The following is a 21,089-nucleotide window of genomic DNA, read 5'->3' as shown; positions in this document are numbered from 1 at the left end:
ACATGCTGTCGACTGCCCTGATCGTCTTTCGTGAAGTGCTCGAGGCCGCGCTGGTGGTCTCGATCGTGATGGCCGCCACGAAGGGCGTGCCGCGGCGCGGCTGGTGGGTGAGCGGCGGGCTGGCCGGCGGCGTGATCGGTGCAGGCCTGATCGCGGCGTTTGCCGACGTGATCTCGCAGTGGGCGTCCGGCATGGGGCAGGAAGTCTTCAACGCGGGCGTGATGTTCGTCGCGACGCTGATGCTCGCATGGCACTGCATCTGGATGAGCCGGCACGGCCGCGAGATGGCGCAGCACATGGGCGCGGTCGGCCGGGCCGTCGCGGCCGGCAGCCGGCCGCTGACGGGCCTCGCCATCGTGGTCGGTGTCGCGGTCCTGCGCGAGGGCTCCGAGGCCGTGCTGTTCCTCTACGGGATCGCGGCGGGCGATCCGGGGCAGACGCCGCAGATGATCGCCGGCGGGCTGCTGGGCGTGCTCGGCGGCGCCGGGCTCGGCTACGCGATGTATGCGGGCCTGCTGCAGATTCCGTTGAAGCGTCTGTTCTCCGTCACCAACGCGTTGATCGTGCTGCTCGCGGCGGGAATGGCGAGCCAGTGCGTCGGCTTCCTGCTGGCTGCGGGGCTCGTGCCGTCGTGGGGCGATGCGGTCTGGGATACGTCGTGGCTGCTCAAGGAATCGAGCATCGTCGGCAAGGCACTGCATACGCTGATCGGCTATACCGCGCGTCCGGCGGGCATCCAGATTGCCGCATACGTGGCGACGCTGGTGGCGATCGTCGTGCTGGCCCGGCTCGTCGGCCGGCCGCAGGTGACGGTGAGGCCGCCACGGGCCGCCGCCTGAATATCCGGGTTTGAATACGGAAAGGGGCGTCGATGACGCCCCTTTCTGCATTTGCGATGCGCGATCCGCGCGCGCGACGGGATCAGCGGTGGTTGTCGATCCAGGCGCGCGCCCATTCGAGCCCTGCATTGCGCGCATCGTCTTCGGTGTCGAACACGCCGAGCACGCCGGACGCTTCGACGAGCCGGTTGTTCTGCGTGATCGTGCCGCTCGCCGCGAAGCGCTCGGGCTGCATGATCTCGTCCTGCTGCAGGATCGCGTGGCCCCAGATCTGGTAGCCGTGGTAGGTCTGCGCTTCCATTATCGAGTCACCTCCGCAGCGCGGCCCTGCGTGCCGACCTGCAGCACGTTGCCGTCCGGCGTGTATTGACGCGGGATATTGGAGAAGTTTAGCGCGTGCGTCTCGTCGGAGCCGGCAGGGCGCATCACCGTGAGGCGGCCCGGCGCAGGCTGGGCGACGGGGCGCGGTGCGGCCGGCGTGTCGGTCGCGGTGGCGGCCGGGCGGTGCGAACCGGCTTTCACGGTCTGGGCGACACGGCGCTTGTGCGGCTTCGCGGCGGCTTTCGGCGTGACGCTCGCGTGCTTCTCCGCGCTCTTGCCGGTGCGCGCATCGGCGCCCGTGCGTGCGGCCGGCGTGCGGGCATCCGGCATACGGGCGTCCGGCGTGCGGGCCGCCGGATGGCGCGCCTCGGGCGGGTTCCAGACCTCGACGTAATGCTCGGCGGCCCAGCCCGTCGACGCGAACGTCAGCGCCAGCAAACCGCATCCAATCAGTCTTACCATTGTCTCTCCGTCATATTCCTTGCGGCCCGCGTCCGGTCGGCCGTGCATGCGCATTCGGGGAAGCCGGCTCAGGAGAACACCTCGAGCCCGTGTTTCTCGACGATCTGGAGCATGCGCGCGGCAATGCCGCTCGGCCGCTTGTCGCCCTGTTCCCATTGGCGGATCGTCGACGTCGTCGTGTTCAGGTACAGCGCGAATACGCTCTGGCTGACGTTGACGGACTTGCGGATGCGGGCGATCGCTTCGGGATCGAACTGCGGCGCGGCTTCGATGCAGAGATCGTCGTATTCCCGCATCGTCTTCTTGTCGATCAGACTGGCGCGATAAAGCCCCGACGCGGCGCTGTGGACCGCCTCCGTCGCGTCGCTCTTGAATCGACTCTTGGCCATTGCAAATCTCCACAAGCTCTTTCAGTGCGACCAGCGTCGCGATGTCGCTGTCAGTGTGTCGACCTACGTCCGCGGCGAGCTTTCTGAAGGCGCGCAGTTCGCGTGCATCGATGTTGTCGCGGTCGCATTTCGCGAACAGGAACACGAACATCCACGTGTGCCCGACCTTGCCAGCACGATCCCGCGCTGCCGATTGCCGTCGAGGCGCTTCTTCCAGACGTTGCCGCCGAGATCGACGCCCTGGCCGCGGGCCAGTTCCCGCACCGCGCGGCAGAGCTCGCCATCGGCGATTCCCGCTTTCCCGGCTGCCTTGTGAAACCACTTCGTCTTGAAGACGCGTCGCACGGAAGCAGACATGTCGAGCCGGTCGAGCGAGCACAGGATTATATACCACTACGTGGTACATATTTCGACCTGGCCGAATGGCCTGCTTCGTGCCGCGACGCGGTCGGGACGGCCCGATGCAGGCCATCCCTGTCGTCCAGCCTTACTCCACCGTCACCGATTTCGCGAGGTTCCGCGGCTTGTCGACGTCGGTGCCGCGTGCGCACGCGGTGTGATACGCGAGCAGCTGCAGCGGCACGACGTGCAGGATCGGCGACAGTTGCCCGTAGTGTTCCGGCATCCGGATCACGTGCAGGCCGTCGTCGTTGACGATCTGCGTATCGGCATCGGCGAACACGTACAGCTCGCCGCCGCGCGCACGCACTTCCTGCATGTTCGACTTCAGCTTCTCGAGCAGCGTGTCGTTCGGCGCGACCGTGACGACCGGCATCGCTTCCGTGACGAGCGCGAGCGGCCCGTGCTTCAGTTCGCCGGCCGGATAGGCCTCGGCGTGGATGTACGAGATTTCCTTCAGCTTCAGCGCGCCTTCGAGCGCGATCGGGTAGTGCAGCCCGCGGCCGAGGAACAGCGCGTTTTCCTTGCGTGCGAATTCTTCCGACCACGCGATGATCTGCGGCTCGAGCGCGAGCACGCTGTTCAACGCGGCCGGCAGGTGGCGCAGCTGCTTCAGGAATTCGGCTTCCTGCGCGGCGTCGACGTGCCCGCGCAGCTTGCCGAGCGTCGCGGCCAGCACGAACAGCGCGACGAGCTGCGTCGTGAACGCCTTCGTCGACGCGACGCCGATCTCGGTGCCCGCATGCGTCAGGAACTGCATCTCGGTCAGGCGCACCATCGCGCTGGTCGCGACGTTGCAGACCGCGAGCGTATGCGTGTGGCCGAGCGACTGCGCATGCTTGAGCGCGGCGAGCGTATCGGCCGTCTCGCCCGACTGCGAGATCACGAGCACGAGCTGGCGCGGGTTCGGCACCGATTCGCGGTAGCGGTACTCGCTGGCGATCTCGACCTGCGTCGGGATCTTCGCGATCGATTCGAGCCAGTACTTCGCGGTGAGGCCCGAGTAGTAGCTCGTGCCGCACGCGAGGATCAGCAGGCTGTCGATCTCCGCGAACGCAGCCGGTGCGGCGTCGCCGAACAGCGTGGCGTCGAACGCTTCCGTCTGCGGCACGGTATCGCCGATCGCGCGCGGCTGCTCGAAGATTTCCTTCTGCATGAAGTGGCGATAGGGCCCGAGCTCGACCGCGCCGCCGTACGCGCTGACGACGCGGATCTCGCGCTGCACCGTGGCGCCGTGGCGATCGACGATCGTCACGCCGTCGAGCGACAGCTCGCACACGTCGCCTTCCTCGAGGAACGTGAAGCGGTCGGTGCTGCCTGCGAGCGCGAGCGCGTCGGACGCGAGGAAGTTCTCACCGTCGCCGTGGCCGACGACGAGCGGCGAACCCTGGCGCGCACCGACGACGGTATGCGGCTGGTCCTTGTGGATCACGGCGATCGCATACGCGCCGTGCAGCTGGCCGACGGCCTCGCGCACCGCGTCGAACAGGTTGCCGCGGTACAGGCTGTGCACGAGGTGGGCGATCACCTCGGTGTCGGTCTGCGACACGAATTCGTAGCCCTTCGCGCGCAGCGCGTCGCGCAGCGTCTCGAAGTTCTCGATGATGCCGTTGTGGACGAGCGCGAGCGCGTTCGACGAGAAGATCGGGTGCGCGTTGTGCGTGACGGGCGCGCCGTGCGTGGCCCAGCGCGTGTGCGCGACGCCCGTCGTGCCTTCGAGATGCGATTCGCGCACCTGCGTGTCGAGATCGGCGACGCGCGCGACGCTGCGCGCGCGCTTCGGTGCACCGGGCTCGAGCACGGCGACGCCGCACGAGTCGTAGCCACGGTATTCGAGGCGCCGCAATCCTTCGATCAGCACCGGAACGATATTACGCTGCGCAACTGCGCCGACAATGCCGCACATGAATGGTCAATCCTGTAAGTCGACGCGGGCGCCGCCGGGGCGCCCGCAAAAGGTTCAGCTCTTCTTCTTGACCGGGCGGACGTAGCCGCTCTTCGCGGTCTGGGTCTTCTCGTTCAAGGCGAGCACGCCGTCGGCCACGTCCTTCCAGATCGTCGTGCCGGCGGCGATCGTCACGCCGCGGCCGACGCGCACGGGCGCGACGAGCTGCGTGTCCGAGCCGACGAACACGTCGTCCTCGATCACGGTGCGGAACTTGTTCGCACCGTCGTAGTTGCAGGTGATCGTGCCCGCGCCGATGTTCACGCGCGCGCCGATGTCGGCGTCGCCGATGTACGTGAGGTGGTTCGCCTTCGAGCCATGGCCGATCACCGCGTTCTTCACTTCGACGAAGTTGCCGACGTGCGCTTCGTCAGCCAGTTGCGCGCCCGGGCGCAGCCGCGCGTACGGGCCGATCACGGTGTGCGCGCCGAGCTCGGCGCCGTCGATGTGCGTGAACGCGTCGATACGCGTGCCGGTGCCGACCGACGCGTTGCGGATCACGCAGTTCGCGCCGATCGTCACGTTGTCGGCGAGCGTCACGTTGCCTTCGAACACGCAGTTCACGTCGATCGACACATCGCGGCCGCAGCGCAGCGTGCCGCGCACGTCGAGGCGCGCCGGATCGGCGAGCGTGACGCCGTCGACGAGCAGCGCATCGGCGACGTTGCGCTGGTGAATGCGCTCGAGCTCCGCGAGCTGCGCCTTGCTGTTGACGCCGAGCGTTTCCCATTCCTCGTCGGGCTGCGACGTGACGACCTCGAAGCCGGCCTCGATCGCGAGTTCGACGACGTCGGTCAGGTAGTACTCGCCCTGCGCGTTCTCGTTCTTCAGCGCGCCGAGCCACATCGACAGCTGGGCCGTCGGCGTGACGATGATGCCCGTGTTGATTTCGGCGATCTTCAACTCGTCCGGCGACGCGTCCTTCTGCTCGACGATGCGCGTGACGAAGCCGGACGCGTCGCGCACGATGCGGCCGTAGCCGCTCGGATCGTCGAGCGTGACGGTCAGGATCCCGTAGCGGCCTTCGCGCGCGGCATCGACGAGACGCCGCAGCGTCGACGCGCGCGTGAGCGGCACGTCGCCGTACAGCACGAGCGTCGGTTGCGCGGGGTCGAGAAGCGGCAGTGCCTGGCGCACCGCGTGGCCGGTGCCGAGCTGCTCGGCCTGCAACGCGAACTGGACATCGGGCGCGGCGACGGCGGCCTCGACCTGCTCGGCGCCGTGACCGACGACGACGACGAGCCGGGACGGCTGCAGCGTGCGCGCGGTGTCGATGACGTGGGAGAGGAGCGGCCTGCCGGCCAGGGGGTGAAGCACTTTCGGCAGCGCGGAACGCATGCGCTTGCCGGTGCCTGCCGCCAAAATCACGATATTCATGGCGCCAGCTTGTCAGAGGAGTTCGAAGCCGTCCATTTTAGCATGCGGCCCTTGTCGCTCCGGGCCTGTCGCGGCGCGGCGACAACGCCGAAACGAGGCCGTCGGCCCCGGTTTCGGCGGGTGTTCGGTCCCTGCTTACAGGTCGTCGAACTGGACGATCGAGATCGGTTTGGACGCGCCCGGCGCCGCCGAGTCGTCGCCCGACGCGCACGGCTCCTCGTCGAACGCGATGTCGCCTTGCGGGTCGGCCTCGCCCGTTGCGCGCAGCGACTGGAACGGGTACAGCGTCGTGTCCATCAGGTGCGACGGCACGACCTTCGCGAGCGCGTTGAACATGTTGTCGACGCGGCCCGGGAAGCGCTTGTCCCATTCGCGGATCAGCGCCTTCATTTCCGCGCGCTTCAGGTTCGGCTGGCTGCCGCACAGGTTGCAAGGGATGATCGGGAATTCGCGCAGCTCCGCGTATTTCTCGAGATCGGTTTCCTTCACGTACGCGAGCGGGCGGATCACGATGTTCTTGCCGTCGTCCGACTGCAGCTTCGGCGGCATCCCCTTCAGCTTGCCGCCGTAGAACATGTTCAGCAGCAGCGTCTGCACGATGTCGTCGCGATGGTGGCCGAGCGCGATCTTGGTCGCGCCGAGTTCGCCGGCCACGCGGTACAGGATCCCGCGGCGCAGCCGCGAGCACAGCGAGCAGGTCGTCTTGCCTTCGGGCACGAGCCGCTTGACGATGCTGTAGGTGTCCTGGTTCTCGATGTGGAACGGCACGCCAACCTGCTTCAGGTATTCCGGCAGGATGTGTTCCGGGAAGCCCGGCTGCTTCTGGTCGAGGTTCACCGCGACGATGTCGAAGTCGATCGGCGCGCGCTCGCGCAGGCGCAGCAGCACGTCGAGCATCGCGTAGCTGTCCTTGCCGCCCGACAGGCACACCATCACCTTGTCGCCCTGCTCGATCATGTTGTAGTCGCCGATCGCCTGGCCGACCTGGCGCACGATCCGCTTGTACAGCTTGTTGTTCTCGTACGCTTCCTTCTGCTCGCGGCGCGTCAGCGCAGGGCGGCCGGCCGGGGCGGCGTCGTCGAGGGTGGCGGCATCGGCCGCCGTGTCATTCATGTGGGGGGCGTTCATGCGCGCTCCTCGTCCTTGATGCGAAAGACTTCGACGCCGACGGCGTCGCAGTCCGGATAGGCGTCCGGTTTCTCGGTACAGACGCGTACCGCGCGCACGGCATCGTGCGCCAGCAGGTGTGCGGCGATCGCGTCGCACAGCGTTTCCTGCAGGTGGATGTGGCCGCGCGCCACGCATTGCGCGACGCTCTGCTTCATCAGGTCGTAGTCGACGACTTCATGCAACCGGTCGTCGACGGGGGTGGACAGCGCGAGCGGCACGAACAGGTCGACGTTGATGACGACGCGCTGCTCGCCGCGCTTCTCGTGTTCGAAGGCCCCGATGTTGATGTGCACCTCGTAGTCGCGCAGGTAGAGCCTGCGGCAATCCGCGAGGCGGGGGTGCAGGAGAGCGGAAAACATGGTCGTCCCAGTCAAATTGGCGTGCACGCACGCAAAGCGGCGCGGGCGGCGGCAGTCAGGCCGCGCGTTTCCGCGCAGTTCATTCATTCGGGCCGGCGGCGGGCGGCACCAGGTGCTCGCCGCCGTCGACGGTCAGCGTCGCGCCCGTCACGCCGGGCGCGCTCGCGAGATAGCAGGCGGCCGCCGCGATGTCGTCCGCGTGCGGCGCGTGGCCGCGCACGAGCGCCGCGACGCGCACCTTCGGCGCGAGCGCGAGCGCCAGCGCCGACGTCGCGCGGTTCAGCGCGGCCTGCATCAGCGCATGCGACAGTTGCGCCGGTGCCGGGTGAAACAGGGCCTGATCCAGCACGTGGATCGCACACGCGCGCAGTGCTTCATGCTCGCGCGCGGCGTCGGGTGTGGCATCGGCGAGCGCGCGGGCCAGCGCGAGCGGCGCCGTCACGTTGCGCGCGAGTGCGCCGGCGAGCGACGCGCCGTCCACCGTGTGCGCGTCGTCGGCGCCCGCGCTGGCGCTGACGAACACCGCGCACGCCGGCCGGCCGAGCGCTTCGCCGCACGCGGCGACGAGCGCGGCCGCATCGGCTTCCAGGGCCAGATCGGCGTCGAGCACGGCCGCGCGGCGGCCGCGCGCCGCGACTTCGGCGACGAGCGCATCGGCGGCCGCGCGCGGCGCGCCGGGGCTGCGCTGCAGCGCGACGTCCCAGCCGCGGCGGGCGAAACCGGTCGCGAGCGCACGGCCGATCGACGCGGCGTCGGCTGCGCTGCCCAGGGCGCCCGTGACGAGCACCACGCGCGGGGTCGACGTATCGGCTGAAACGGTCATTTACAATGCCGGGATGAACCCGAAAGCTCACGAACCCGCTAGTTTACCTGCTCCCGGCCCTGACGCGCTCGCGCAGTCCGAAACCCTTGCCGCGCAATTGCGCGACGAGATCGCGGCGGCCGGCGGCTGGCTGCCGTTCGACCGCTTCATGGAGCGCGCGCTGTATGCGCCGGGCCTCGGCTATTACAGCGGCGGCGCGCGCAAGTTCGGGCGCCGCGCCGACGACGGCAGCGACTTCGTCACCGCGCCCGAGCTGTCGCCGCTGTTCGCGCAGACGCTCGCGCAACCGGTCGCGCAAGCGCTTGCGGCGAGCGATACGCGCCGCGTGATGGAATTCGGCGCCGGCACGGGCAAGCTCGCGGCCGGGTTGCTCGCCGCGCTCGACGCGCAGGGCGTCGAACTCGACGAATACCTGATCGTCGACCTGTCCGGCGAGCTGCGCGAGCGGCAGCGCGACACGATCGCGGCCGCCGCGCCGGCGCTCGCCGCGAAGGTGCGCTGGCTCGACGCGCTGCCCGAGCGGTTCGAAGGCGTCGTGGTCGGCAACGAGGTGCTCGACGCGATGCCGGTGCGGCTGTTCGCGAAAGCGGGTGGCGCGTGGCACGAGCGCGGCGTCGCGCTCGACGCGCAGCAGGCGTTCGTGTTCGACGACCGGCCCGCCGATGCAGCCGGCCTGCCGCCGGTGCTCGCGGGGCTCGACGTCGGCGACGGCTACGTGACCGAGACGCACGAGGCCGCGCTGGCGTTCACGCGCACCGTCTGCACGATGCTCGCGCGCGGCGCGGTGCTGCTGGTCGACTACGGCTTTCCGGCGCACGAGTACTACCATCCGCAGCGCGACCGCGGCACGCTGATGTGCCACTACCGCCACCACGCGCACGATGACCCGTTCCTGTACCCGGGGCTGCAGGACATCACCGCGCACGTCGAATTCACCGGCATCTACGATGCGGCCGTCGCCACCGGCACGGACCTGCTCGGCTACACGTCGCAGGCGCGCTTCCTGCTGAACGCGGGCATCACCGACGCGCTGGCCGCGATCGACCCGTCCGACATCCACGCGTTCCTGCCGGCCGCGAACGCGGTGCAGAAGCTGATCTCGGAAGCCGAGATGGGCGAGCTGTTCAAGGTGATCGCGTTCTCGCGCGGCATCGACGGCACGCTCGAGGCGTTCGCGCGCGGCGACCGCTCGCACGCACTCTGACAGGCCCTAGCATGCTGCGCTGGCTATTGACGACGTTCATCGCGGTGATGATCCTGACGCGCTGCTGGCCGTGGCTCGGCAAGCTCGGCATCGGGCGGATGCCGGGCGACGTCACGCTGACACTCGGCGGGCGGCGCTACCCGTTCCCGTTCATGTCGACGCTGGTGCTGACGATGCTGCTGTCGATGGTGGCGCGGCTGCTCTGAGCCGCGCCGGAAGGAGGGGGTTACAGCTCGATCTCGCCGAGGATCCGGTGCGCGAGCGCCTTTGCCTCGTCGAACGCTTCTTCCTCGCTGGGGCTCGTCGAGTGGACGTCGTAACGCGTGTTCTCGGTGTCGTCGCCGTCGTCGCGCGCGAGGATCACGTAACCCTGGAACTGCCCGTTGCCCGCATGCTGGGTATGCGCCTTGGCCGTGTAGATGCCTTTCGTGAACGTGTTGGTGTCCATCGTGCTCTCCCGCAAAAGGACACTTCATCGTAGCACTGCGGCGCAACATGTACAGCGTCGCTTATCGGTGACCGAACAGTGCCCGGCCACCGTCTTTCCATCAGCGTTCGATCAGCGCGACGACCTCGTCGAGCGTCGGCGCGTGCGCGCCCGTATGCCGGCACGCGGCGGCGCCGGCCGCCAGCGCGAATACGAGATGCTCGCGCCAGGCGCGCTGCGGCGCGGCCATCAGGCTGAACAGCATGCCGCCGATCGACGCGTCGCCCGCGCCGACGGTGTCGGCCACCTCGACGCGCGGCGGGCTGGCCTCGTGCACGTCGCCGTCCGCGTAGAGCGTCGCCGCCTGCGCGCCGCGCGTGACGAGCACGGCCGCCTGCGGGTTCAGCGCGCGCACCGCCGCGATCGCGTCGGGGCCGTCGCCGCCGAACAGGTGCCGCAGGTCTTCGTCGGACACCTTGATCAGGTCGGCGAGCGCGGCCATCTTCTCCAGCGTCGGCCGGTACGCGGCTGTCATCAGGTTCCGCACGTTCGGGTCGAAGCTGATCTTCACGCCGCGCGCGTGCAGCTCGGCCGCGAGCGCGGCCAGCGTGCCCGCGAGCGGTTCGCGCACGAGGCTGATGCAGCCGAAATGCGCCCATTGCACGTGCTCGGTCCAGCCGGCCGGCAGTAGCGCGGGATCGAACGCGAGATCGGCACTCGCATCGCCGATGAAGAAGTACGCGGGCGGGCGCGTCTCGTGGACGATCGCGAGCAGCGGCGGCCGCGCGACGCGCTGCAGGAAGCGCAGGTCGAGCCCGGCCGCTTCGCTCGTGTGCCACAGTTCGTCGGAGAAGCAGTCTTCGCCGATCGAACCGGCGAGCGCGCTCGGCACGCCGAGCCGCGCCACCGCGCGCGCGACGTTCCAGCCGGCGCCGCCCGGCACCGAGGTCCACTGCGCATCGCCCGCCCGCACCATGTCGGTCAGGATGTCGCCCGCCGACACGAAAGCCGGAAACGTGCCGCCGCTCATTGCGTCGGCTCGCTGCGTTGCATGCGCGCGAGGGTCGCGAGCACGTCGTAGCAGGCGCCCATCGTGTGATAGTCGGTCTTGCCGGCCGGGCTCTTCTCGTCGCTGTACTTGCGGTTGTCGCAGGTGAGGATCCGATACCACGCGCCGTAGCGGTGATCGACGAAATGGGCCCAGCTGTAGCGCCAGATCTCGTCGTACCAGTCCCAGAAGCGTTCGCTGCCCGTGCGCGCGCCGAGCATCGCGGCCGCCGCGAAGGTTTCGGCCTGCACCCAGAAGTACTTGTTGTGGTCGCAGATCGTGAAGTCGGGGCCGAAGCCGTAGCACAGGCCGCCGTGATCGGCGTCCCACGCGTGCGTGAGCGCTGCATCGAACAGCTCGGCCGCGCGCGGCACGAGCCAGTCGAGCGGGCGGTGCCGTTCGAGGATCAGCAGCAGCTTCGCCCATTCGGTCTGGTGGCCGGGCTGGAAGCCCCACGGACGGAAGATGTTCGAGCTGTCTTCCTTGTTGTAGTCCCAGTCGACCGACCAGTCTGCATGGTAGTGCTCCCACACGAGCCCGCCCGACAGCGCGGCCTGGCGCTGCGTGATGTGGGACGCGACCTTCTCCGCGCGATCGAGGTACGTGAGGTGGCCGGTCGCCTCGTACGCGGCGAGCAGCGCCTCCGTCATGTGCATGTTCGCGTTCTGGCCGCGGTACGACGACACGATCCAGTTCGGCGTCGAATCGTCCGCGTACAGGCCCGCGGCCGCATCCCAGAAGCGGTGCTCGGCCAGTTCGTAGGTCGCGGCGATCAGCGGGCGTGCCTCGTCGATGCCGGCCATCGTCGCGTGCGCGGCCGCGAGCAGCACGAACGCGAGGCCGTAGCAGTGGCGCGTGCCGTCGAGCGTCTCGCGCTTCGCGCCGTCGCGCCAGTCGAGCTCCCAGTCGTAGCCCTGCAGTGCGTCGTCCCAGTGCGCATCGCGCAGGAAGCGCAGCCCGTGGCGCGCGTATTCCAGGTGGCGCGGGTCGCCGAAATGCCGGTACGCCATCGCGTAGTTGAAGACGAACCGGCAGCTGCTGACGAGGTGGCGCGACGTGCGGTTGTAGATGCTGCCGTCGTCGCGAAAGTAATGATAGAAGCCGCCCGTCGGGTCGAACGCGTTGGTCGCGTAGAAGCGCAGCGTGTCCTCGATGTGCGACAGCAGGAACGCCGGATCGCGGAAGCTCGCGACGAACGGTGCGGCTGGCGTGTGGGCGGCCGGCGCGGCCGGGTGGGGTTGGACCGGGGGCATGTTCATGATTCGGTGACGGTGGCAGTGTCGAGTGCCGGCGAGGCGGCGGGCTGGCTGCTGGCCCGCACGATCAGCTCGACGGGCAGGGAGATTTCGGTGCGCTCGGGCGAGTCGGCGAGCAGCAGCTCGACGCCGCGGCGGCCGAGCGCTTCCTTGTCGACCGACAGCGTCGTAAGCGGCGGGCTCGCGTGCGCGGCGGCCGGGATGTTGTCGAAGCCGACGATCGCGATGTCGTCCGGAATCCGCAGGCCGCGCGCGATGCACACGCGCTGTGCGGCGAGCGCGGCCGCATCGTTGTAGGCGAACACGGCGTCGGGGCGCGGGCCCGGTGCGTCGAGCAGTTGCTCCATCGCTCGCGCGGCGCCCGTGTCGGGGTCGAGCCCCGCATCGATCGTCACCTCGTACGCGGGATCGAACAGCCGCCCGGCTTCGAAGAACGCGCGCCGGTAGCCGATCGCACGCTGCGCGATGCTGTAGTGCGCGGGCGAGCCGCCGATGAACGCGATCCGCGAACGGCCGGTGGCGAGCAGGTGGCGCATCGCGAGCGCGGCGCCCGTCGCGTTGTCGATGTTGACCGAGCGCAATCCGGGCGCCCACAGGTCGATCAGCACGAGCGGCCGGCCGGTCGCGGCGAGCGCCTCGATCGTCTCGGGCTCGATGAAGCCGGCGACCGCGATCGCGTCGGGCGCGTGCGGGCGCATCTGGCGCAGCACGTCGTCGTTCGGGCCGACCGTCAGCAGCGTCGGCACGATGCCGCGCTCGCGGCACGCGTCCTCGACGCCGTGCAGCACGTGCGAGAAGAACGGGCTGGCGGGAAAGCGGTTGTGCTGGCGGTGCAGCAGGAAGGTGAGCCGGCGGATGCGCGGCCGCAACTGGGCGGGATCGTAGCCGAGCTGCTGCGCGATCCCGACGATGCGCGCACGCGTGGCTTCGGACAGGCCGGGCTGGTTCTTCAGCGCGCGGGAGACGGTGCCGATCGAGACCTCTGCCGCCCGCGCCACATCGCGAATGGTCGTACCCATCGTTGGTTCGGGGTCCGGTTTGTTTAGGGTGAAAGCGATTGTATAGTAAAACGAATCGCGGAATTCGGGCCGGATAACCGGGGAATACCCGCGAATAGTGGCTTTTTACGCGCTAATCTGCGAAAACGCCGTTACTAAAAATACTAAACAAAACACGAAAAAGGCAAGGTGGACGTGTGGGGCCGGGCGGCGCGCGTCGCGGGCGGCAGGTGGACTGGATGCGAGCGTGCATCGCTCGTCCGGGCGTGCGCGGGCAGGCCTGAAGCCGGTGCGGTGCGCAACGATCCTGGCGGCGCGCGGCGAGCGGGCATCCGTCGCCATGGCATGGCGCGCGGCCGTGTCCATGCGAACGCCGGCCGCGTGCGGTTCAGCCCGCCGCCACGGCCGGCGGCTCGCCGCGATGGCGCAGCGCGGCGCGCCCCGCGTCGAGATCGACGACCGCCAGCCCGTCCGGCTGCTGTTTCGCGCGCCGCTTCGCGAGTGCCGCGACCGACGCGATCTCGTCGCTGCCGTACCGTTTCGCGCCGTGCGCGCCGGCCGGCACGCCGACCGCGCCGATCGCCATCGTCACGAAGCCGAAGAACGCCGGGTTGCCGTGGCGGTCTTCGCCGCGCAACCCGCCCGCCTGCCGGTCGGCCTGCGTGTAGAAGAGCCGCGCGCCGTCGTTGAAGCGCGCGATCGCGTCGGCGGCGCGCTCGCGCCAGTCGTCGCGCTGGAACAGCACGAGGAAATCGTCGCCGCCGACGTGGCCGAGAAAGTCGCGCTGCGGGTCGCACACGCCGGCCAGCACCGTCGCGGCGAACTTCAGCACCTCGTCGCCCTGCCAGTAGCCGTACTGGTCGTTGAACGGCTTGAACTGGTTCAGGTCGACGTAGCACGCATGAAAGCCGGCGTCGCGCTGGAGCAGGCGGTCGATGTGCGCGCTGATCGGGATGTTGCCGGGCAGGAAGGTCAGCGGATTCGCGTAGCGCGCGGCCTCGATGCGCATCTCGGTCACCGTGCGCACCAGGCTCTCGCCGGTGCCGAGCCCGACGTAGCGGCCGTGCTCGGTAATCACGAAGCCGTCCGCGAGATAGCGCTGGTCGTGGCTCGCGAGCAGCGTCGCGAGCTGCTCGAACGTCGTCGCGTTGTCGATCATCAGCGGCGCGTCGTTCGCGAACTGCAGGCACGGCTTCTTCCCGAACACTTCGCGGTGATACGGCAGCGCGAAGCGGTCGATGAAGCCGCGGCGATTCACGAGCGCGACGGGCCGTCCGCGTTCGACCAGCGCGACCGCGTGCAGGTCGGGCATCCGGTTGAACAGGTCGAGCACGTCGTTGCTGGTCGCGTCGCGCGGCAGGGCCGGCGCGGGAACCAGCATCTTCCCGGCGATCGTGCCGGCCGGCCGCACCGAGCGCGTCGCGCCCGGAAACACCGCGATGTGCGGCGCGCGGATCGCGTCGCGCGCGGCCGGCGCGACGACGCGCGACGGCTGCGCGTTCGGCCGGCCGAGCAGGAAGCCCTGCACGCAGCAGATGCCCATGTCGCGCACGACGATCAGGTCGCATTCGTTCTCGATGCCTTCCGCGATCAGCTGCGCGCCGCTCGCTTGCGCGAAGTGCTGCATCGCCTTCACGGCCTCGAACTTGAGCGGGTCGCGCGCGATGTCGTGGATGAAGAAGCGGTCGATCTTCACGACGTCCGGATGCAGGCGCAGCCACAGGTTCATGCTCGCGTTCGCGGTGCCGTAGTCGTCGAGCGCGAACTGGATGCCAGCGTCGCGCAGCGACGCGACCGCCGGCCCGATGTGTGCGACATCGGGAATCGCGTTCTGCTCGGTGAGCTCGATCACGATGCGCTCGGCGCCGATCCGGGCGCGGCCGAGGAACTGGCGTGCGCGCTCGCGTTCGCCGGCGAGCGTGAGGATCGTCCCCGCGCTGAAATTGAGGAACAGCTTGCCGTCGCAGCCGAGCGCCGCGAATGCGTCGAGGCAGGTGAGCGCGGCGGCTTGCTCGAGCGCGATGGTCTTGCCTTCGCGCGCGGCCTGCGCGAACAGCGCGGCCGGCGGTTCGAGGTCCGTGCCGCGCGGGCCGCGGATCAGCCCTTCGTAACCGACGACCGTGCCCGACGCGAGGTCGACGATCGGCTGGAAAACGGCCGCGAGCGCGCGCTCCGCGATCAGGCGCGTGGTGCTGGCGGCAGCGGAGTCGGTGTGGAGCGCGGGCATGGGCGAGGGCAGCCGAATCGACGGGACGTCCGGCTTAACGGCGCCGCGCGCAGGGAATTGAATGAAGATTTCGTGACACGATGCACGCGACTGGTGCGTCGCGCCGGACGTGCATCGACGTGCGTCCGGAAGGTGGATGGGAGGGCGCGGCGGAAGGCCGCCTTCCGGGGGCCGTCATCCCCTCGGCGCGTCAGCGCTTGCCCGCGCTCAGCGCGCCGGGCGCGGACGTCGCGTCGCCCTCGTCGTGCTCGCCGCTCGTGTCGCGCGCGCCCCATCGCTGCGCGAGCGCCGCGCACGCCATCAGCTGGATCTGGTGGAACAGCATCAGCGGCAGCACGACCGCGCCGACCGCGTTCGCCGAGAAGATCACCTTCGCCATCGGGACGCCGGCCGCGAGGCTCTTCTTCGATCCGCAGAAGATGATCGTGATCTGGTCGGCGCGGTTGAAGCCGAGCCGCTTGCTGACGAACGCGGTCAGCAGCAGCGCGATCGCGAGCAGTACGAGGTTGACGACGAGCAGGCCGCCGAGCGCGCGCGGCGGGATCTGGTGCCACAGGCCTTCGTTGACGGCTTCGCTGAACGCGACGTAGACGACCAGCAGGATGGAGCCCTGGTCGACGAAGCGCAGCACGCCGCGGTTGCGGTCGATCCAGCCGCCGATCACGGGGCGCAGCAACTGGCCGGCGATGAACGGCACGAGCAGCTGCATCACGATGCTGCCGACCGTGCTCCACGGCGACGCGGCGCCGGCCGACTGCGACGTGATCATCAGCCCCACGAGCGCCGGCGTGACGAAGATCCCGAGCAGGCTCGACGCGGATGCCGCGCACACGGCGGCCGGCACGTTGCCCTTCGCGATCGACGTGAACGCGATCGACGACTGGACCGTCGACGGCAGCGTGCACAGGAACAGCACGCCCGCATACAGCGTCGGCGTGACGAGCGGCTGCAGCACGGGTTTCAGCGCGAGGCCGAGCAGCGGGAACAGCGCGAACGTGCTCAGCAGCACGACCGCGTGCAGTCGCCAGTGGGTCGCGCCCGCGACGACGGCTTCGCGCGACAGCTTCGCGCCGTGCAGGAAGAACAGCAAGCCGACGGCGATGTTGGTCGCCCAGTTGAACGCGTGGGCGGCCGGGCCGCGGCAGGGCAGGAGGCTCGCGAGCACGACGGTGCCGACGAGCGCGAGCGTGAAGTTGTCGGGAAGAAAACGGGGACGGGCCATCGGGAACTCGATTCGGAAACGACGGAGGCGCGCGTCGCGCGCGCGGATGGCGCCATTGTCCCGGTTGACGATTCACCACACAAATTCATTGTGCGAATCGATTGATGAATCGATTGCATGAAACGGTGGTCGTCGCACCGGCCCGGCGACGCGCAATGCGGCAGAAGAATGTTCTGTCGCGATCGCGCCCGGAAGTGAAAAAACCTAGCAGTAACATGGTGTTACACCGATGCCCGCGACATAACACTTTTTGGCTCGACACCGTTTCGGACCGCTCATAAATTACTGCTGAAAGCCTTGGGTCGGCCGAAAGGAGCCGGCGGCGGGCGTGGACAGGCACTGAACGATGACGGAACGGGTGAAACGGAAGATCGGACGATGGGCGGCAGGCGTGCTCGGCGCGTTGCTGGTGCCGCTCGCGCTCGCCCAGCCGCCCCACGGCGGTGGTCATGGGTTCGGCGGCCACGGCTTCGGTGGCGGCGACATGCGCGCGTACGGTCAGCCGAATGGCGGCGGGCCCGGCGGTGTGCCGGTCTGGCGCCGCGTTCCGCCTCCCGGCGGCATGCGGCCCGGCGGCGTGAGCAGCTACGGCTCCCGCTGGGGGCTGCGGCCGACGCCGTCGTACGGCCATTACGCCGCGCAAAGCCCGTATCGTCCGATCAGCGCCGAGGTGCGCCAGATGCCGCGCCCGCCGGGCGGCGGCAACGTGCCGCTGCGTGCGGGCTCGATCCGCGCCGACGTCGCGCGCTACAACGAGGAGCGCGGCGGCCGTCCGATGCCGCCGCCCCGCTCGCAGGAAGAGCCTGCGCACTCGCCGTTTTTCTCCCCGTTCTACCGAAACTGAGCGCCCCGGCGCTCGTCCCCCTGCCGGCTGATGCGAATTCGCCACAGTCGCGCGTAGATTTCCGCTGATTTTCCCGCCGCATTGCGCTATCTTTCGCGCCCGGTACGTGCACGCCACGCCGCCGCCCCGCCGCGCGATCGCGTTTGTGCCGGGCCGCCGCCGCGCATCCGGCCATGTATCGACCCCGCGAAGTTAATGCTGCCGCTATACCCGCAATAAGTGTGCGCAATTTTGACCGGACGAATGATCCGTAAAGATGGCTGCGCCCCACAAGACGCAAGCACTCGGCTCCATAAAACAACGCTCGCGCCACTTATCGACTATCCGACAAAACCTGGAGATCCCATGAAAGCATTTGCTCGCCGTGCGTCGCGCACGTCCGTCAAGCTGATCGCCGCGGCCGCCTGCGTGGCGGCCACTGCGCCCGTCCATGCACAGTCGAGCGTGTCGCTCTATGGTCAGGTCGACGAATGGGTCGGCGCCACCAAGTTCCCGGGCGGCAATCGCGCATGGAACGTGTCGGGCGGCGGCATGTCGACGTCGTACTGGGGCCTGCACGGCGCCGAGGATCTCGGCAACGGCTACAAGGCGATCTTCACGCTGGAAAGCTTCTTCCGCGCGCAGAACGGCCAGTACGGCCGCTTCCAGGGCGACACGTTCTTCGCGCGCAATGCGTACGTCGGCGTCAGCTCGCCGTACGGCACGGTGACGGCAGGCCGCCTGACGACGCACCTGTTCCTGTCGACGATCCTGTTCAACCCGTTCTACGACTCGTACACCTTCTCGCCGATGGTGTACCACGTGTTCCTCGGCCTCGGCACGTTCCCGACCTATCCGAGCGACCAGGGCGCGGTCGGCGATTCGGGCTGGAACAACGCGCTGTCGTACACGTCGCCTTCGTTCGGTGGCCTGAACTTCGGTGCGATGTACGCGCTCGGCAACCAGGCCGGCGACAACCGTTCGAAGAAGTGGAGTGCGCAGTTCAACTACGCGAACGGCCCGTTCGCGGCGACTGCCACGTATCAGTACGTGAACTTCAACAACGGCCCGCAGGATCTGAGCGCGCTCGTCGCCGGCATGAAGAGCCAGGGCATCGCGCTGGTCGGCGCCACCTACGACCTGAAGGTCGTGAAGCTGTTCGGCCAGTACATGTACACGAAGAACGACCAGGTCGCGGGAAGCTGGCACGTGAACACGGCTCAAGGCGGCGTGTCGGTGCCGCTCGGCGTGGGCAACGCGATGGCGTCGTACGCGTACTCGCGCGATGCGGGCGGCCTCGACCAGACGCGCCAGACCTGGGCCGTCGGCTATGACTATCCGCTGTCCAAGCGCACGGACGTCTACGCGGCCTACATGAACGACAAGATCAGCGGCCTGTCGTCGGGCAACACGTTCGGCGCAGGCATTCGCGCGAAGTTCTGACGCGCACGCGCGATCGGTGCGCCGGCCGCGCGCGTAAAAACGCGCGTCCCGGCTGCATGTTTTCTCGCCAGAAACGGCGCCGCCACTCGCGGCGCCGTTTTGCCTTTCTTGACCTTTCTGTTTCCTCGCCTTTGTTACCCTATCTCGTAATTGGACCATTCCCCCGTCATTACGAGCTAGTTCGATGGATACCCTCGTCAGCATGAATGTGTTTCGCTACGTCGTCGAAGTGGGCAGCTTCGTCGGCGCGGCCGAACGCATGCAGATGTCGGCTGCGATGGCGAGCAAGCACGTGATGCATCTCGAGCAGCAGCTCGGCGCGCGGCTGCTGCATCGCACGACACGACGCGTTGCGCCTACCGAGGCGGGACGCGAATACTATGAGCGCCTCGTGCAGGCGCTGTCCGAACTCGACGAAGCCGGGCAGGCCGTCGGCGCCGCGAGCGTGGTGCCGCAGGGCAGGCTGCGCGTGACGTCGCTGTCCGCGTTCGGGCTGCGGCACGTGATGCAGGCCGTCACCGATTACGCGGGCCGCTTCCCGGACGTGACCGTCGACATGACGCTGTCCGATCGCGTGGTCGACCTGATCGAGGAAGGCTACGACGTCGCGGTACGCGCGGCGCCGAACGGATTGAAATCGTCGTCGCTGGTCGCGCGGCAGATCGCGACCGCGCACATCCTGCTGGTCGCGTCGCCCGAGTATCTCGAGAAACGCGGCACGCCGCAGACGATCGCCGATCTCGCGCACCACAACTACCTGCGGCGCGATTCGAACTCGACGATGCTCGATTCGCTGATGATCGACGCGGCCGCTGCGTCGCGCGTGAACCTGAACGGCAACCTGATCGTGAACCATCTCGAAGGGCTGCGTGCGGCCGTGCTCGCCGGCGCGGGCATCGCGCTGCTCGGCACCGAGGTGGTCGGCGACGACATCGAGTCGGGCCGGCTCGTGCCGGTGCTGCTCGATTCGGTGCCGCCGCACGAAGCGCCGATCTATGCGGTGTACGCGAGCCGCCGTCACGTGTCCGCGAAAGTGCGTTCGTTCGTCGACTTCCTCGCGGCGCGTTTCGAAGGGCAGTCGCTGTGCCCGTCGATCGAATCGCGCCTGCGCGTGCTGCCGATCACGCGGATGAAGCGCGCGGTCTGAACTGCGGATTCCGCTGCGGCGGGGCAACAAAAAGCGCGAACCGCTGCGGTTCGCGCTTTTTGTTTGGTGCGACGATTCGAGCGCCGACGGCGGCCGCCACGGCCACCGCTTCCGTCAGCGCGGGATGCCGAGCCGCGCCTTCGCGTCGTCGTATTCGCGCTTCAGCCGCTCGACGAGCGCGGCCACGCTCGGCAGGTCGTCCATCAGGCCGACGCCCTGGCCGGCACCCCAGATGTCCTTCCACGCCTTGGTCTTGTCGCTGCCGAAATTCATCTTCGTCTTGTCCGATTCCGGCAGCGCGTCGGGATCGAGGCCGGCCTTCTCGATGCTCTCGCGAATGTAGTTGCCGTGCACGCCGGTGAAGAGGTTCGTGTAGATGATGTCCGACGATTTCGCGTTCACGATCGCGTGCTTGTAGTCGTCGATCGCGTGCGCTTCCTGCGTCGCGATGAAGCGCGTGCCCATGTACGCGAAGTCGGCGCCCATCGCCTGCGCGGCGAGAATCGAGCCGCCGTTCGCGATCGAGCCGGACAGCACGATCGGGCCGTCGAAGATCTTGCGCACTTCGCCGACCAGCGCGAACGGCGACGTCGTGCCTGCGTGGCCGCCGGCGCCGGCCGCGACGAGGATCAGCCCGTCGACGCCGGCTTCGAGCGCCTTCTGCGCGTGGCGCAGGTTGATCACGTCATGCAGCACGATGCCGCCGTAGCTGTGCACCGCGTCGACGATCTCGCGCGCCGGCGCGCGCAGGCTCGTGATGAAGATCGGCACCTTGTGCTCGACGCACACGCGCACGTCGTGCTCGAGCCGCGCATTCGACTGGTGGACGATCTGGTTGACCGCGATCGGGCCGATCACCGCGTCGGGGTGCTTCGCCTTGTGGTCGGCCAGCTCCGACTGGATCTGCGTGAGCCACTCGTCGAGCAGTTCGGCCGGACGCGCATTGAGCGCGGGAAACGAACCGACGATGCCCGCCTTGCATTGCGCGAGCACGAGTTCGGGGTAGCTGACGATGAACATCGGCGACGCGATGACGGGCAGCGTCAGGTTCTGCAGGACAGCGGGCAATGCCATGTGATGTCTCCAGTCTCCAGGGGCCGTCGGCGTCCGCGCGGTCGCGCGGATGCCGACACCATGCTTTGCATTCGAACGGTGATTCGAGTGTAGCGGCGAACCGGGCGCGTTCGAGGACGTTCATATTAATACGAAC

21 protein-coding genes and 1 pseudogene are annotated in these 21,089 nt (G+C 68.6%); 6 read left to right on the top strand and 16 right to left on the bottom strand.

Features of this window, described 5'->3' with window-relative positions; all coding sequences use genetic code 11:
• Positions 1-2 precede the first annotated feature (2 nt).
• A complete protein-coding gene (locus U5798_RS17170) occupies positions 3-839 on the top strand; it encodes an FTR1 family iron permease (RefSeq protein WP_322082722.1) in 837 nt (278 codons plus the stop codon).
• Between the two features lie 82 nt (positions 840-921).
• Here the strand turns inward: U5798_RS17170 and U5798_RS17165 are convergent, their stop codons facing one another.
• From U5798_RS17165 to U5798_RS17125, 9 genes and pseudogenes are all read right to left on the bottom strand, one after another.
• Complete coding sequence (locus U5798_RS17165; protein WP_124452374.1) at positions 922-1,140, bottom strand: hypothetical protein; 219 nt, start codon at positions 1,138-1,140, stop codon at positions 922-924.
• The gene (locus U5798_RS17160) at positions 1,140-1,622 is read right to left on the bottom strand and encodes a hypothetical protein (protein ID WP_322082728.1); all 483 of its coding nucleotides are present in this window, start codon (positions 1,620-1,622) and stop codon (positions 1,140-1,142) included. The genes U5798_RS17165 and U5798_RS17160 overlap by 1 nt, the downstream gene beginning before the upstream one ends.
• Before the next feature lie 68 nt (positions 1,623-1,690).
• Complete coding sequence (locus U5798_RS17155) at positions 1,691-2,011, bottom strand: helix-turn-helix domain-containing protein (RefSeq protein WP_059727806.1); 321 nt, start codon at positions 2,009-2,011, stop codon at positions 1,691-1,693.
• Positions 2,007-2,368, bottom strand: a pseudogene (locus U5798_RS17150) (type II toxin-antitoxin system RelE/ParE family toxin); the annotation flags it as partial. The pseudogene U5798_RS17150 and the gene U5798_RS17155, both read right to left, overlap by 5 nt.
• Positions 2,369-2,498: 130 nt before the next feature.
• A complete protein-coding gene (glmS, locus tag U5798_RS17145) occupies positions 2,499-4,316 on the bottom strand; it encodes a glutamine--fructose-6-phosphate transaminase (isomerizing) (RefSeq protein ID WP_322082721.1) in 1,818 nt (605 codons plus the stop codon).
• Between the two features lie 54 nt (positions 4,317-4,370).
• A complete protein-coding gene (gene glmU, locus U5798_RS17140) occupies positions 4,371-5,732 on the bottom strand; it encodes a bifunctional UDP-N-acetylglucosamine diphosphorylase/glucosamine-1-phosphate N-acetyltransferase GlmU (RefSeq protein WP_322082720.1) in 1,362 nt (453 codons plus the stop codon).
• Positions 5,733-5,867: 135 nt separating this feature from the next.
• Positions 5,868-6,860, bottom strand: a complete 993-nt coding sequence (ttcA, locus tag U5798_RS17135; RefSeq protein WP_124452368.1) for a tRNA 2-thiocytidine(32) synthetase TtcA — start codon at positions 6,858-6,860, stop codon at positions 5,868-5,870.
• Positions 6,857-7,261 (bottom strand): dihydroneopterin aldolase, encoded by a 405-nt coding sequence (locus U5798_RS17130; protein WP_059521150.1) that lies wholly within the window; start codon positions 7,259-7,261, stop codon positions 6,857-6,859. Before U5798_RS17130 ends, ttcA begins: the two co-directional genes overlap by 4 nt.
• 79 nt (positions 7,262-7,340) lie before the next feature.
• Entirely contained in the window at positions 7,341-8,084 is a 744-nt protein-coding gene (locus U5798_RS17125; protein ID WP_322082719.1) for an SDR family oxidoreductase, read from the bottom strand.
• Between the two features lie 13 nt (positions 8,085-8,097).
• On the opposite strand from U5798_RS17125, the gene U5798_RS17120 reads away from it, so the two are divergent.
• The gene (locus tag U5798_RS17120) at positions 8,098-9,288 is read left to right on the top strand and encodes a class I SAM-dependent methyltransferase (RefSeq protein WP_322082718.1); all 1,191 of its coding nucleotides are present in this window, start codon (positions 8,098-8,100) and stop codon (positions 9,286-9,288) included.
• An 11-nt stretch (positions 9,289-9,299) separates the two neighbouring features.
• Complete coding sequence (locus U5798_RS17115; RefSeq protein ID WP_006477606.1) at positions 9,300-9,494, top strand: DUF2905 domain-containing protein; 195 nt, start codon at positions 9,300-9,302, stop codon at positions 9,492-9,494.
• 20 nt (positions 9,495-9,514) lie between these two features.
• Here U5798_RS17115 and U5798_RS17110 read toward each other — a convergent pair whose 3' ends face one another.
• The 6 genes from U5798_RS17110 to U5798_RS17085 all read right to left on the bottom strand — a co-directional run bounded on the left by U5798_RS17110 (position 9,515) and on the right by U5798_RS17085 (position 16,466).
• Positions 9,515-9,736 carry a hypothetical protein gene (locus U5798_RS17110; protein WP_011353424.1) on the bottom strand — a complete coding sequence of 74 codons (222 nt, stop codon included), beginning with the start codon at positions 9,734-9,736 and terminating at the stop codon, positions 9,515-9,517.
• Positions 9,737-9,836: 100 nt separating this feature from the next.
• Positions 9,837-10,745, bottom strand: a complete 909-nt coding sequence (locus U5798_RS17105) for a carbohydrate kinase (protein ID WP_322082717.1) — start codon at positions 10,743-10,745, stop codon at positions 9,837-9,839.
• On the bottom strand, positions 10,742-12,022 hold the full coding sequence (locus U5798_RS17100; protein WP_322082716.1) for an AGE family epimerase/isomerase: 1,281 nt from the start codon (positions 12,020-12,022) through the stop codon (positions 10,742-10,744). The genes U5798_RS17105 and U5798_RS17100 overlap by 4 nt, the downstream gene beginning before the upstream one ends.
• On the bottom strand, positions 12,019-13,038 hold the full coding sequence (locus U5798_RS17095; RefSeq protein WP_124452358.1) for a LacI family DNA-binding transcriptional regulator: 1,020 nt from the start codon (positions 13,036-13,038) through the stop codon (positions 12,019-12,021). Before U5798_RS17095 ends, U5798_RS17100 begins: the two co-directional genes overlap by 4 nt.
• 367 nt (positions 13,039-13,405) lie before the next feature.
• Complete coding sequence (locus tag U5798_RS17090; protein WP_322082715.1) at positions 13,406-15,244, bottom strand: phosphodiesterase; 1,839 nt, start codon at positions 15,242-15,244, stop codon at positions 13,406-13,408.
• Positions 15,245-15,434: 190 nt separating this feature from the next.
• Positions 15,435-16,466: a bile acid:sodium symporter family protein gene (locus U5798_RS17085; RefSeq protein WP_322082714.1), complete on the bottom strand. Its 1,032-nt coding sequence runs from the start codon at positions 16,464-16,466 to the stop codon at positions 15,435-15,437.
• Between the two features lie 346 nt (positions 16,467-16,812).
• Between U5798_RS17085 and U5798_RS17080 the strand changes: the two genes are divergently transcribed.
• From U5798_RS17080 to U5798_RS17070, 3 genes are all read left to right on the top strand, one after another.
• Positions 16,813-17,310: a peptide-binding protein gene (locus tag U5798_RS17080; protein WP_124452352.1), complete on the top strand. Its 498-nt coding sequence runs from the start codon at positions 16,813-16,815 to the stop codon at positions 17,308-17,310.
• A gap of 345 nt (positions 17,311-17,655) precedes the next feature.
• Entirely contained in the window at positions 17,656-18,732 is a 1,077-nt protein-coding gene (locus U5798_RS17075) for a porin (protein WP_124452350.1), read from the top strand.
• Between the two features lie 184 nt (positions 18,733-18,916).
• Entirely contained in the window at positions 18,917-19,879 is a 963-nt protein-coding gene (locus U5798_RS17070) for a LysR family transcriptional regulator (protein WP_124452348.1), read from the top strand.
• Between the two features lie 114 nt (positions 19,880-19,993).
• On the opposite strand, the gene U5798_RS17065 is transcribed toward U5798_RS17070, so the two are convergent.
• Positions 19,994-20,953, bottom strand: a complete 960-nt coding sequence (locus U5798_RS17065; protein WP_124452346.1) for an NAD(P)H-dependent flavin oxidoreductase — start codon at positions 20,951-20,953, stop codon at positions 19,994-19,996.
• Between the last annotated feature and the right edge of the window lie 136 nt (positions 20,954-21,089).

The sequence above is a fragment of the Burkholderia sp. BCC1972 genome (assembly GCF_905339605.1).
GTDB lineage: Bacteria > Pseudomonadota > Gammaproteobacteria > Burkholderiales > Burkholderiaceae > Burkholderia.
The sequence above is the reverse complement of the archived record's forward strand: the minus strand, read 5'-3'. Positions and strand labels throughout refer to the sequence as shown.